Raw genomic sequence first — 13808 nt, 5'->3', positions numbered from 1 at the left:
TGACGCGTATTTACTGCGCTACCTTGATCTGCAATGCCGACACAACGATCGAATCAAGAATCAGTCTCGAGGTGTCCTGTTGCCCGCCATCTGGATTGCTCTCTTATGACGATACTCGTCACGACTATGCTTGAATTCAGAAGGCGGGCATCGAGTTCCTGGAGGCCCTGTCGAAGATGCAGCACGACCTCGGCTCATTTCCGCGGCTTGTATGGCAAGAAGTCCGTTTTGGCACAGCCCGCCGATGCCGCATTCCCACTGAGAGCGAGATTCACGACCGGTCGTTTGAAGCCAACCGTTAAACCGACACGCATTTCAATCGCGCCATGCGGGAGGTGGAGCTATACGCGAATCTGGGTGACGCAGTTTGAGGAGGTGGCGTATCGTGGCGGGTGCTGAAGCCTGCCAGAACTTCCAAAAGGAACGATACGCCTATGAAAGATGATATCACGATTACCCCGCTGTACCAGCCCGGATCTGTTGCGGATCCTCTGACAGAAATTGCCCGTGACGGCGCCCGCAGGATGCTTGCGGCGGCACTTCGGGCCGAAGCCGATACCTTTGTGGAGCAATATGCCGAGGAGGCTTTGCCGGATGGCCGGCAACGGATCGTCCGGCATGGTTATGGGCCACAGCGCAGCATTCAGACCGGCATCGGTCCGCTCGACGTGCGCCGCCCGAAAGTCCGCGACCGGGCCACCGATATGCCCGCGGAGAAGAAGGTCCGCTTCACCTCAAGCATCCTGCCGAAATGGGCCCGGCGGTCGAAAAGCCTCGATGCCCTGCTGCCGGTGCTCTATCTGCGCGGGATCTCCACCGGCGATTTCCAGGAAGCGCTGTCAGCGTTGCTCGGGGTAGATGCACCGAACCTGTCGCCTGGTGTCATCTCCCGTCTGACGGGCGATTGGCAGCAGGAATACGATCGCTGGCAGGGCCGTGATCTCTCGGCCCGGCGGTATGTCTATATCTGGGCCGACGGTGTCTATCTGCAGGCCCGCATGGAACCGCAGGCCGAGTGCATACTGGTCATTCTCGGCGCCACGCCGGAGGGGAAGAAGGAGCTCGTCGGCTTCCAGGTCGGCATGCGCGAGAGCGCGCAGAGCTGGCGCGAACTGTTGGTCGACATCAAGGCCCGCGGCCTCAAGGTGCCGCCCGAGATCGCCGTGGGCGATGGCGGCATGGGGTTCTGGAAGGCCCTCGACGAGGTCTTCCCGGGAACGCATCATCAGCGCTGTTGATGGATTGGATGCCCCCTCCCAACGGCATCGCAATGTGCCAACGTGGTGATCTGCAGGTCATTCACGAGAGGAGGAAGCATCCATGGACAACATTAGCATCATCGGCCTTGACCTCGCAAAGCGGGTCTTCCAGGCGCACGGCGCGCGAGCGGACGGTAGCGTCGGCTTCCGCAAGAAGCTGGGTCGCTCGCAGGTTCTCGGCTTCTTTGCCAAGCAGCCGCGCTGCATCGTTGCTATGGAAGCGTGTGCGACGGCCCACGAGTGGGGCCGCGCGATCGGCGAGCTCGGTCACGAGGTCCGCCTGATCCCGCCGATCTACGTCAAGCCGTTCGTCAAGCGGCAGAAGAACGACGCGGCCGACGCAGAGGCGATAGCCGAGGCGGCGGGTCGCCCGACCATGCGCTTCGTCGCGGTCAAATCCGAGGCGCAGCAGGCGAAGGCGATGGCTTTCCGGACGCGGGACCTCCTCGTCAAGCAGCGCACGCAGCTCATCAACGCACTGCGGGGCCACCTCGCCGAGCACGGCCTCATAGCGCCGCAGGGGCCGGCTCATGTCAAGGTGCTGGCGGACGCGCTGGAGGCAGCCGGCTCGCGTCTCGAGACGCTCGTGATCGAGCTGGGGCGCCTCTATCTCGAGCAGATCGAACTGCTCTCCGGCAGGATCGCGGATCTCGACAAGGTGCTGAAGCGCGAAGCGGCGCGGGAAGAAGACACCGCACGACTGATGACCATGCCTGGCGTGGGCCCGCTGACTGCGATGGCGGTCCAGACCTTCGCCCCGCCGATGGAGACGTTCAGGCGTGGACGCGACTTCGCAGCCTGGACGGGGCTCGTCCCTGTCCAGCGATCGACCGGTGGGAAGCAGATCCTCGGACGAACGTCCAAGATGGGGCAGCGCGACATACGGCGTCTCCTGATCATCGGCGCGATGTCGGTGGTCCGCTGGGCCGTCAGGAAGGGCGCGCCGGAAGGCAGTTGGCTCGCACGCATGCTGGCCCGCAAGCCACGCATGGTCGTCGCCATCGCGCTGGCCAATAAGATGGCGCGCGGGATCTGGGCGATGTCGACGCGGGGAGAGAACTTCAGGGGTCCGGTCGCCGCGGTCTGATGACGACATCAGCCGAGGCAGCCGGGCCGTTGGGCGTGTGAGGAAGTCGACAGCAAGGTAAGGGCAAACGATCGGTCAGATCGGGATCGAGAAAAGCATTTGAACCCAAAGAGCCTCGAGCTCGCGCTGTTGATGTGCACTCGATCCGCGTATCTCCATACTGGCCCGCGGTCCGTTCAGAGCCGCATCTCAAGGCCTGATACATGACCGCACCCGATCACGCGCTTGAGCCGAGCAGAAACCTCTTGCACGAACGGGGGCATCCATACATGGGTTCACAAGACGGCTAACGTCCTGAACAAGTTCCCGAAATCCATGCAGCCGGCGGTGAAGGCCGATCTGCGCGAGATCTGGCAGGCCGAAACCCGCGCCGCGGCGGAAACCGCCATCGACACCTTCGCCGAGAAATACGGCGCCAAATACGAGAAGGCCGTGACCTGTCTCACCAAAGACCGCGAAGCCTTGCTGGCATTCTACGGTTTCCCCGCCGATCACTGGGATCACCTGCGCACCGGCAATCCGATCGAGAGCGTGTTCGCCACCGTCAGGCATCGAACCGTGCGGACCAAGGGAGCATTGTCGCAGAAGACCGCGAAGCTCATGGTCTTCAAGCTCGTTCAGGCCGCCGCAAAGACATGGCGCCGCCTGAAGGGCGCGAAGCAGTTGCCAATGGTCATCGAAGGTGTCAGATTCACCAACGGTGTCGCCGTAAACGGTACCGAAAACCGCGCCGCCTGATCAGGCCGTATCACCCAAAATCCCGCATAGCTCTGTTTTCCCCTCACGACGACGTTGCGAGGGGGCCATGCCGAGACGGAAGCAAGCGAGACGAACGACAGTGAGGGACATACGCACGATCCTGCGCCTGACCCATGAACAGGGTCTGTCAGTGCGCGAGATTTCGGAACGTCTGAAGATCAGCAAGACGACGGTCTCGACCTATCTGCTACGCACCCGCGAGGCGGGTCTGACGTGGCCACTGGCGCCCGAGCATGACGATGATGCCGCGCTCAAGCGGCTTCTGTTCGGACGCACCGGTCGACCGCCACGCGATCGCAGCGAACCGGATTTTGCGCTGATCTCCCGCGAACTGAAGCGCAAGGGGGTGACCCTGGCATTGCTGTGGCAGGAATACCGTGCTGCCCATCCCGACGGCTACGGTTACACCTGGTTCTGCGAGCGCTACGCCGGTTTCGAACGCCGGGTGAGCGCGACCTTCCGCAACCGCCATCGCGCGGGCGCGGTGATGCAGGCCGACTATGCCGGCCAGACCGTGCCGATCGTCGACCCCGCTACCGGGGTCATTGATCAGGGCCAGATCTTTGTCGCGGTGTTGGGCGCCTCCAATTTCACGTTCGCCCGCGCCAGCCTCAGCCAGAAGCTGCCTAACTGGATCGAAAGTCAGGTGCGAGCGCTCGCGTTCTTCGGCGGCGTTACCGAGACCATCGTCTGCGACAATCTGAAGGCCGGTGTCGTCAAGCCGCTGTGGTTCGAGCCGACACTGAACGCGACCTTCTCCGCCATGGCCGAGCATTACGACACCACAATCCTGCCGACCCGCCCCCGCAAGCCCCGGGATAAGGGTAAGGTTGAGGGTGCGGTGTTGATCGTCGAGCGCTGGATTCTGGCCCGGCTCAGGAACCGGACATTCTTCTCACTGGCGCAACTCAACGCCGCCATTGCCGAACTGCTGGACGAGTTGAACAATCGCCCGATGCGCCATATCGGCAAGAGCCGTCGCGCGCTTTTCGAGGAGATCGAGCAGGCTGCGCTTGGTCCGCTGCCGGCGACGCCGTTCGAATATGCCGAGTGGAAGACCGCCAAGGTTCATCCCGACTATCATATCGAGGCCGACAAGACGTTTTGTTCCGTGCCGCACCGGCTGATCGGACGACACGTGAACGTGCGGCTCACCCACCGGGTCGTCGAGATCTTTCATGATCACCAGCGTGTCGCCAGCCACGTTCGCCGCTCTCAGCGTTCGGGCCACGTCACCGTAAACGCCCACATGCCCAAGGCCCATCAACGCTATGCCAACCCCACACTCAACCAGATGCAGGCCCTCGGGCTGAACGGCATGGATGGCCGCCGCATGGCGCGAACTGGCCGATCAGGACAACGCCACCGAATTGGGCCGTGACGAATGGCTCGGTCTGATGCTCGACCGCGAAGCCGCCATGCGTGCCGATAAGCGGGTCAGGAACCGGCTCGCCGCCGCCAAGCTGCGCTTCCCCGAAGCCTGCGTGGAAGATATCGACTTCACCACGCCCCGCGGGCTCGATCGACGCAACATGATGGCACTCGCCCAGGGCGAGTGGCTCAAGGCTCACGAGAACCTGATCGTGACGGGCCACACCGGCACCGGAAAGTCATGGCTGGCCTGCGCAATCGGACGCCAGGCCGCCCGGCTCGATCATACCGTCCTTTACGTTCGCGCTCCGCGGCTGTTCGAGGATCTCGCGCTCGCCCGTCTCGATGGCCGCTTTCCGCGGCTGCTCGACAAGCTTACCCGGGTGCAGCTTCTCATCCTTGATGACTTCGCAACGCATGCGCTGACCGATCAACAGCGCTTCCACCTGTTCGAAATCGTCGAGGAACGCTATCGGCGCAAATCCACTATCGTCACCGCTCAGACACCTGTGGCCAAATGGCACGATCTGATCGCCGACCCCACGGTCGCCGATGCGATCCTCAACAGGCTCGTCCACAACGCACATCGAATCGAGCTCAAGGGCGAGAGCAAGAGGAAGCAGAAAAACGCCCCCTCTTGACCGTCAGCACGAATACCGGGATCAATCACCTATCGACGCAACCAGGCACACGAGGACCATCACCGCCAAACTGTCCCGACATTAGCGAAACAGCTGTCCGGGATTTAGCGGATTCACTGTCCGGGAAATCCGAAACGCGCAGGTGTTTTCCGGCAAGGCCGAGGCTGCGGAGGCGAGCCGGGAGGCCGCCAAGTCGAGATCATCGTCTGATGCACCCCCGTGCCTGGCCGCCAGCTGCGCCAGCGTCAGCTCCCCCTTCAACGCTTCAAGAGCCACCTTCGCCTTGAAATCCGCCGCATACCGCTTCCTCGTGTTCGCCATCGATATCGTACTCTCGTCAGATCGATACCAGCTTATCTCCCGGTCCGAAATCCGGGGGCCACCTCAAAGCCGTCCTGGCCTTCTCACCGTTCGGCATCGAAAGCCTTCGCGAACTCATCAAAATACTTCGCGAAGAAGGAACCTTATCCCCCACGGCCCTCGCCGGGTGATTACGGTCGAGTGCCCGAATCGCTGCTTGCTCAATAGGATCCTCTCCTATAAATCATTGAGGGCTTTGTGAGCGCGATTTTCCCCAACGAGGCTAACGGGAATATGGATCTAGAGGAATATGCAAACAGCTTCCCATCGATGGGTGGGACTAAGATCGGCTCTTTTCTGAGAGATTGCATAGCGAAAGCCCCGAGCGGTATGGCTGCGGTAGAACTTGGTGCGTGGCTGGGTGCCGGAACGGCTCAAATGGCATTGGCGAGCCGAGAACGGGGAGAAGGTGATCACATCGAGATTTATTGCTACGATCGGTTTGAAGCTAACGAAGCCGAAGTCGGCAAGGCAGAGAAGAGGGGTCTGTCTATCGAGGTAGGACAGGATACGTTGCCTTTTGTTCGTGAACGCTTGCAACGTTTTGGGGTGCCTATCTACTTCAATAAATGCGAGATTATTGATGCCAAATACGCAGGCCCTGAAATCGCCCTGCATGTTGATGACGCCACGAAAGGGTTTATGCCTTTCACCAAGTTGCTCGTCGAGTTCGCCCCACACTGGGTTGCGGGAACAACGGTTGTGGTTTTGATGGATTATGGGCTTTGGAAGAAATCAAAACAAAGGAAGCATCGCGAGCTACAATTCATGATCGAATCAAATTCTGATTGTTTTGAGAGAATTGACGAGGCCTGACCCGGGTCTACCGTATCGTTCCGCTATCTTGGTGGGCTCGACTTTGTCCGGTTGCAAGAGTTCTTCCTGCTTCTTAAAATTGAAGATAGCCTCAAGAATATCGAGAAACGTCAGGACCAGCTCTTACGTGAATCAAGTAGTTTTTCGACTAAATACCCAATTAAAATCAGTAATATTTCTAAATTACTGAGAAAAATATTTCGTTAATATATAATATTAATTTTTTTTTAAATATTGTTGATAAATTATTTTATCGAATTTTAGTATTTGATGATTGGAATTTTTTTGCGAGAATTCTGTTTAATCGATTGGCTTACGTGCTTTTTATGTTTGATAATCTACTGGATATCCCCACACGCGCCAGAACTTAGTGCATGCTAATTTTGCATAGTGGATATGTGGCTTGGGGCTGGAGCTCGATCGGGTTACTGTGACGACGTCGTCCGAGCACTTGTAGTGGCCAACATGCCGATCCGGCAGAGCGGGGTGGGGTAATGACAACTGGGCAATACGTCGAATCCGACGCAGAGCGCGACCCTGATTGCAATCAGCGTCTCGATCTCCTGTGCGTGCTACCGCATCTAGGGCCCGGCGGTGCGCAGAAGATCGCCCTGATGCTCGCGAGGTACTGGGCTGCGCGGGGGTATCGCGTCGGTGTGCTGACGACGTTAGACAGGCCGGCGGATGCACACGAAGTGCCCGAGGGGGTGGTGCGCCTTCGCGGGAGAGTGGTATCGACCATGCCGCCAGGAAAATACGCGCAGGGTGACGACGAGATGTCACCCGACGACACGCGCCACGAGGAGCGCGCGCCGCATCCCATGGCGCGTCTGCTCGGGCGCTCGCTGACATTCGTCGGCCGATCGGGGATCTTGGTCGTGGCCCTGTCGGCAGCCGCGCTCGCCACGATCACCTCGCGTGATGCAAGGCGCCGGAGGGAGCGGCGCAAGCGTATCCGGACGTGGTCCGGCGCGGCGCGGGCGATCATGCATCGCGAATGTGCGGAGATTTTTTCGATCAGCGATGCCGCCCATGTCTTCATGCGCAACGCCCGCCGCGGCGTCGGGCTTCTGGAAAGGACGTTGCGCGCGAGGCGTTTGGCCAAGGCTCTAGAGCGGGCACGCCGAGAGCTCGCCGACGCCCCGCCCGACGTGGATCTCGCCGAGGCCACCGAATTTGTTGAGGTCGCCAATGCCGTCGATCCGGGCCTCACCCGGGAGATCGACCGTGCCATCAACGCGGCGCTGACCCGATCGATGGAACAGCGGGTTGAAGCGATCCGCGATGTCCTCGTGACGACGCGCCCGGCTTGCGTTGTCGCCTTTCTCAGTCAGACCTGCATATCAACGCTGATCGCCTCGCGCGGGCTCGACATGCGGGTGATCATTTCGGAGCGTAACGATCCGGCGAGACAGCCGCTCGCCGAGCCCTGGGACATGTTGCGCCGGGCGGTTTATAACCGTGCCGATGTGGTGACGGCGAACTCGCACGGAGCGGTTGATTCTCTCGCGGAATTCGTCCGGTCAGCAATACTCTGCTACGTGCCAAACTTCGTCGAGATACCGGAAGTCGATGCGTCCGTCGAAAAAAAACCCATTTTCGTCTGTTGTGCCCGTCTCGTGGAGCAGAAGGCGATCGATGTCGCGATCTTGGCCTTCGCGCGCATCGCACAAGAGCATCCCGAATGGGAGCTCCATATTCTCGGCGACGGCCCCCTGCGCGAAGAGTTGGAGGAGATGGCGCAAGCCCATGACGTGCGCGAGCAGGTGGTCTTCCATGGTTTTGTGGAGGATCCGTTGGCCCATTTCCGCGAGGCACGGGTCTTCGTCCTGCCGTCGCGTTTCGAGGGCACACCGAATGCGCTGCTCGAGGCCCTGTCCTGCAAAGTTCCGACGATCGTCAGCGACAGCTCCCCTGGGCCGCTCGAATACGTGACCCACGAGGAGACGGGACTCGTCGTCCCGACCGACGACGTCGACGCGCTGGCCGACGCGATGCGCCGCATGGCGAACGGGGAGGTCGATCAGGCGACCATGGCCCGATGCGCTCTCGAGCGCCTGCAGGTCGTCGCCTCGGATCGCGCATTCGCGATCTGGGAAGAGATTCTGGCGATGCCGGAGCGTGGAGATGGGGGTTCGTCGAGTGAAAGACCGCCTCTCACGTGATCAACCAGGCCGAAAATAGAAAACCGATTGATGGCAGTTACCCTTTTCGCCAAATATAACCCCTGAAACTTGCTGCATGCTGCTGCCATATATTCTGCGCTCTAATAAAAAACCATTCAAAAATCCAAACACTTGCAATAATAAAGGCAAGTAACATATTTGGTATTGTCATTGCAGAATATCTCGGGATGAAATGAGACGTTAATCCCAAAAATGCTAGCGCGCCGACAGGAAGAATGGTTATCGCTATCATTGTGGGGTTGAATCTGAAAATTCCGATCAAAAACAATGTCCATAAAGCACAAAATCCTAAGGCGTTAAGCGTTGTAACCGCATCTGAGCTGACGCTCTGCGACCGAAATGACCACATTCCCCGCCACATGAAAGCAATAGTTGTCTTCAAATGCTGAATTGGATTTTGCGATATTAGCGCAAGCGCTTGCTGTTGCAAAGCCTCATCAGCGCGGTGCGCTGCATTGTCGACACCCAGCTCTTGATAGTACTCTCGCAGTCTCACGCGTTCAGCCCTCGCCGCGCGATAGAAGGTTATGGCGTCTTCCGCGCGCCCCATACGTTCCGCTTGCAGATCGGCTGCAGCGAAAGATGAACGACTGCGATTAAGGCGTTTGAGCGGGCCATCGATCTCAAGGTCATCGCGCGAGTATCCCATATTGTCCTCGAGCCAATTACGAATCGGCGAAGGGCCATAAACGTAAAACGCGCCTCGCCACTCCACGTCAGTCATGTCGTTCTTAAACGCGCGCACCAGCATTACGACGCCACCGCGTTGCGTAATCTCAAACGATTGGAAATGAATGTAGTTTCGGATCATCCAAGGGGACAGGACGATTGCAGTCGACAGAACCATTGCGCCAACAAGTGCAAATGATCTAATTCTGGTTTGAAAGTAGCCTGTAATACAATAAAATATAATAAGATAAACAATAAATCCAATCGCGACATAAAGAAACAGCGCTTTTGTAAGAGATAATAGTGCAAGTGAAATGCCTGCGATGCAAAACCATAAAAATCGTCCAGTCCGCAACGCCAAAATGATAAATGCTGAACTCCAAACGAGAAGTGCCGCTGCATGCAGCTCTGTCATCAAGCGATCTATAATTCCAGGATTATCTACGAAAAACAAGTTTGTCATATAGACAGAAACAGCTGCAACTGCTGCAGCGAGAAACTTGTTTGGTATCGATACATAAGAAACAAGCATGATACCAAAATATAATAACAAGACCCAAAACAGAATATGTGACTTGGCAGCGATGACTGCTTTTCCCTCATTTATTTCGTCGATACTTAACTCTGAAGAAAGAGCGGGATGAGCGAGTATATGGATTGCAAGTGAAATTATTGGGAGCGGTTCTCGATAATTCCCCGCCTGAGGTTCATCTGATGTTGAATGGCTAATAACGCCATTAAATGCGAGATTATAGGCAGAGTGGAGATTTTGGCGCGCATCGGCTGAGTTTGCTATATCTGTTATTCTTCCATAAAGTGAGAACGTGAGCAATATAATTGCTGCTCCAACAATCATGAAAAGCCAGTATTCGGCAGGAAATCTGTTAACACAAGCATCTTTTGAGCGAAGCATTTTCCAACTTTCTTCGAATTCAGCGCTAAACTGGCCAGCCAGATCTAAGATTTTAATTGACTTGGCATCGGCTGAATTAAGCGCAAGCCATTTACGAGTGAGCAATTCGCATTTTAAAAATATAGCGCAATTTTGGGGTCGCCGTAAATCCAAAAGGGGAAACGGAAGTTCGGGATCACTGGCGTGGCCGCGCCTCCTTACGCCCTGAAAAAGTGCCCGAAGGAAAAGACGAGAAAATTCACATGGGCCACCTCAATGAGTCGCCGCGCCCAAGAGGCGTTTACGCAAACTGCGGGGGTCAAGACGGATGCCGCCTTGCGCTCAAGCGGCAGCAAAATAGCCCTTCGCAGTCGCAAGGTGTTCATCCTGCTACGGCATGTTTAGGAAGGCTCACCCTATTGCGTTGGGAGTTCGGTTCGACATCCAAAATGCGAGTGCGGCAACGATTGCGTCCCCAAACGTTGTTACCAATCGGTGTGCCAATGCTGCGGCGACGGCGACTTCAATGGGTAGGCTACTGCCGAGGCTCGCTATCAGCGATGCGTCCCGCACACCCAGCCCTCCGGGTGCGCCAGGGACGACGTAACCGACGACCCATGCGATCGTCGTCACGGCGACAATCCAGGCAAGCGCTGGGGCCTCTAGCACCAATCCGTTTATTAGGGCGGCCATAAGCGCGCCATTCCCGATGAAAAAGATTACGTAAAGAACGAACGCTCCGGGTACGGCCGCCACGGCGCTTGTCAGCCTGCCGCCGGCGCGTCGGATAAAGATCACACCAATTGTGATCCCAATGCAAGCCACGGAGGCAGTGATCGCGAAGAAGCCTAAAGGACTAATTGCTCCCACATGGCGTTTGAGGTTTTCCGCGAAAATGCTATAGCCGAGCGCTGCCGCGACAGCCGCTGCCGCAAGCAAAATAACAGTGAGGTCTATGACTTGCGCGAGCCCAAGAGATCTATGGCTAGCGCCCTTGCTACGCGCGGCCTGATAGCGACCAACAAGATGCAGCATGTTCGTCGGCAGATATTTGTATATCTGGGTTCGACCGCAAATTAGCAGACAAGAGCGAACGCTGGGCACACCATTGCTCGCGCCTCGTAGGACCAGTGTCCAGGCGAGCGCCACAAGTTGTAATAGAAGTGCGTAGCCAAACGAAGAAAGCGTAATCCGAAACCATGTCGAAGCACCAAATGGTGATATTTTTTCGCTCTGAATCACTTGGTGAATAGCGAAATAAACAAATGCGAAGGAGCCGACGAGGGCGAGCCTAGCTAGCCATTTGTAGACCGGCCGCAGTCGGTCGCGCTTAAAAACGCTCGCCATTATGCGCATACCTCAGCTTCGTTTTGGACGGCAAAGTACCATCGTCCACGGAAGCGGTCGCCTAACCTCGACAATATCGACATAATCTTCAAGAAGCGCCAAAAACTTCCGGCTACTCCAATGCTGAATGTGACCTGGTGTGTTGCCTAGGGAGCCCAAATATTTTCCTCTGGCGACATTTAGAATCCGCCAGACAGGTTCGCGTGGAACGCTTACCAGTAGCCACGAACGAGACATCCGCCCCAAGACACTCAACGCCTGACCGACGTCCGGCAGATGCTCCAAAACTTCACAGCAGACCACAAGATCTGCCGATACATCAATTGGATTCACGTCGTAGATATCCGCAACTATGAAGCGTTTACCAAAGCCTTCGGCGATACTTCGGTCGTTTGCAATATCTATAACACTCGACTCCAAGTCGCTTCCAAAAACATCAAAGCCGCGCCGCAACAATTCCATGCTTAGCTCGCCCTCGCCACACCCAATTTCGTAAACTTGCTTGACATGAGTCCGCAAGACTAAGTCAACAAAACTTGCCCGAAAGCCGGCAACCATTCGCCGGGCAATTGGGTTGGGCGTATTATACTTATCGTATAGATTTCCAGGAACGTTATCGTATGCTTGTTTTTTGACCATTGACTGACTCTCCGCAACCCAGTTAGGGATATCGATCGATCTCAAAAACAGACGCAGCAAAGCCCGCCGCCGCTGACTTTTCTTGTCGGTTTGATATCAATGGATACTAGACAATAGTTTTTCCAATTCAATCTTGCAGTTCCCTGTCTCGGGCGTATACAGCGAGCTGATTGGCGCCTCCGAGGAAGCGCTGATAGGTCGCCAAGGTAAGGCCCGCTTCTCGTCCGACACGCTCAAGGGCTCTCCGGTCGAGAAGTGTCTCGTGTTCCTCATTTGCAGCGCGGCTGAACAGTCCAATGCGAGCTCCAATGGTGTGAACCCATTCGAGGGAGGGATGCGGAGTCGTGCACACGATCCTCGCCGCCGCTGTGTCGGCCAACCGGCCCGCCAACTCGCAGAGGAATTGTCCAGGATGTGGCACGTGCTCAATAACGGCCAGAGCTACGACGGTATCAAAGTTCTCGCCGGGCGGCGGAAGTTCTCCAACAAAGCGATGCGCCGGGAACAGTTGCCGCGCAATCGTCATGGAGGCCGAGTCGATCTCTACTCCGAGGTACCGGTCGGGCTCTACCAACTCGGCTAGGGAGCCTGATCCGCAGCCGACATCGAGCACACGACCCGAAAGATGGGGTCGCGCTGCACGAATCCTCTGATTCTTAAGGAAGGGGGAGAAGAGGCCTTCGCTTCCCTGATCTGCCATATTGCTTTACCTCGGATCTGTCAGAAATGGTTCATCCTGGAGAACGCTGTTTAGACAATTCATGCGCGAAATCGACTGACCGCGCTAGCGAGTGCGCCGCACCAGTCTGTGAAGCGTGTTTTTCGCTCGCTAACGAAACGCTACCTCGCCGCGCGGTATACCGCAAATCCTCCAAGATCCGCCGATTAGCAGCGATCAAGTCCGCGAGGAAAGCGACGAGAATTGTCTGGAAGCCCATGCCGAGCAGGACCCCGGACAAGATCAAAGATTGTATGTGCCCAGATCCGTCGCCGGTCAGATAGAAATATACAAACCGCAAACCGATCAGGAAGCCAACCGCGAAAAGAGTCATACCGAGCGTCGCGAAGAAACGGAATGGTCGGTAGATTACAAAGATGCGCAGCATTGTCGCGATGGAGCGGCAGATATAGGATGGAATGCTCTTGAACAACCGCGATGGTCGCAGGTCCTTGTTAATGCGAACCGGCACAGATGCAATCGTGATATTTTTTTGCCCGGCTTGAATGATCGTCTCAAGTGTGTAGGTGTAATTGCTGAATACCACCATCCGGCAGGCCGCGTCGCGAGACATTGCGCGGAATCCGCTTGGAGCATCAGGAACCTTGGTACGGCTCACCGAGCGTACAACCCAACTACCAAGCTTCTGGAGGAATTTTTTTATTGGCGAGAAATGTTCGATAGTATCAATCGGTCGAGCACCAATAACTAATTCCGCTCTATTCTCAAGTATTGGCTTAATAAGCGCCGGTATATCAGCGGCTTCATACTGATTATCTGCATCAGTATTGACGATTATATCGGCCCCGCGCTCAAGGCAGGCGTCTATTCCAGTCATGAATGCTGCGGCTAAACCTTTATTTTGTATGTGCCTTACAATGTGGTCTACGCCGTTAGCCTTGGCCACGGCAGCAGTATTGTCCGCACTTCCATCATCGATTATAAGCCATTCTACTGCATCAACTCCATGGATGGTACGCGGCAAGCACGACAAAGCTGCAGGCAGCGTTTGCTCTTCGTTGAAACAGGGTATTTGGATAATCAGCTTCATATTGCTACTTTCT

9 protein-coding genes and 4 pseudogenes are annotated in these 13808 nt (G+C 56.6%); 7 read left to right on the top strand and 6 right to left on the bottom strand.

Going from position 1 to position 13808, the window contains the following annotated elements:
* Positions 1–434: 434 nt before the first annotated feature.
* From GA0071312_RS04460 to istB, 5 genes and pseudogenes are all read left to right on the top strand, one after another.
* Positions 435–1235 (top strand): annotated as a pseudogene (locus GA0071312_RS04460) (IS256 family transposase); the annotation flags it as partial.
* An 85-nt stretch (positions 1236–1320) separates the two neighbouring features.
* On the top strand, positions 1321–2346 hold the full coding sequence (locus tag GA0071312_RS04455; RefSeq protein WP_074443356.1) for an IS110 family RNA-guided transposase: 1026 nt from the start codon (positions 1321–1323) through the stop codon (positions 2344–2346).
* A 270-nt stretch (positions 2347–2616) separates the two neighbouring features.
* Positions 2617–3084, top strand: a pseudogene (locus tag GA0071312_RS04450) (transposase); the annotation flags it as partial.
* A gap of 67 nt (positions 3085–3151) precedes the next feature.
* Positions 3152–4390: pseudogene (gene istA, locus GA0071312_RS04445) on the top strand (IS21 family transposase); the annotation flags it as partial.
* Between the two features lie 37 nt (positions 4391–4427).
* Entirely contained in the window at positions 4428–5117 is a 690-nt protein-coding gene (istB, locus tag GA0071312_RS19865) for an IS21-like element helper ATPase IstB (RefSeq protein ID WP_165603920.1), read from the top strand.
* A gap of 185 nt (positions 5118–5302) precedes the next feature.
* On the opposite strand, the pseudogene GA0071312_RS04440 reads toward istB, so the two are convergent.
* Positions 5303–5438, bottom strand: a pseudogene (locus GA0071312_RS04440) (transposase); the annotation flags it as partial.
* Positions 5439–5675: 237 nt separating this feature from the next.
* Between GA0071312_RS04440 and GA0071312_RS04435 the strand changes: the two are divergent.
* Positions 5676–6293 carry a class I SAM-dependent methyltransferase gene (locus GA0071312_RS04435; RefSeq protein ID WP_074443759.1) on the top strand — a complete coding sequence of 206 codons (618 nt, stop codon included), beginning with the start codon at positions 5676–5678 and terminating at the stop codon, positions 6291–6293.
* A gap of 1040 nt (positions 6294–7333) precedes the next feature.
* The gene (locus GA0071312_RS04430; RefSeq protein WP_165603949.1) at positions 7334–8458 is read left to right on the top strand and encodes a glycosyltransferase; all 1125 of its coding nucleotides are present in this window, start codon (positions 7334–7336) and stop codon (positions 8456–8458) included.
* A 37-nt stretch (positions 8459–8495) separates the two neighbouring features.
* Here the strand turns inward: GA0071312_RS04430 and GA0071312_RS19565 are convergent, their stop codons facing one another.
* The 5 genes from GA0071312_RS19565 to GA0071312_RS04405 all read right to left on the bottom strand — a co-directional run bounded on the left by GA0071312_RS19565 (position 8496) and on the right by GA0071312_RS04405 (position 13795).
* Positions 8496–10166: a hypothetical protein gene (locus GA0071312_RS19565; RefSeq protein ID WP_131817704.1), complete on the bottom strand. Its 1671-nt coding sequence runs from the start codon at positions 10164–10166 to the stop codon at positions 8496–8498.
* A 285-nt stretch (positions 10167–10451) separates the two neighbouring features.
* On the bottom strand, positions 10452–11387 hold the full coding sequence (locus tag GA0071312_RS04420) for a hypothetical protein (RefSeq protein ID WP_131817703.1): 936 nt from the start codon (positions 11385–11387) through the stop codon (positions 10452–10454).
* A gap of 12 nt (positions 11388–11399) precedes the next feature.
* On the bottom strand, positions 11400–12026 hold the full coding sequence (locus tag GA0071312_RS04415) for a class I SAM-dependent methyltransferase (RefSeq protein ID WP_074443755.1): 627 nt from the start codon (positions 12024–12026) through the stop codon (positions 11400–11402).
* A 127-nt stretch (positions 12027–12153) separates the two neighbouring features.
* On the bottom strand, positions 12154–12726 hold the full coding sequence (locus tag GA0071312_RS20565; protein WP_074443754.1) for a class I SAM-dependent methyltransferase: 573 nt from the start codon (positions 12724–12726) through the stop codon (positions 12154–12156).
* 31 nt (positions 12727–12757) lie between these two features.
* The gene (locus GA0071312_RS04405) at positions 12758–13795 is read right to left on the bottom strand and encodes a glycosyltransferase family 2 protein (RefSeq protein WP_083204300.1); all 1038 of its coding nucleotides are present in this window, start codon (positions 13793–13795) and stop codon (positions 12758–12760) included.
* Positions 13796–13808: the final 13 nt, after the last annotated feature.

This window comes from Saliniramus fredricksonii, assembly GCF_900094735.1.
GTDB classification, from domain to species: domain Bacteria; phylum Pseudomonadota; class Alphaproteobacteria; order Rhizobiales; family Beijerinckiaceae; genus Saliniramus; species Saliniramus fredricksonii.
Note: the sequence above shows the minus strand (reverse complement) of the source record. Positions and strands in the feature narration are given on the sequence as shown.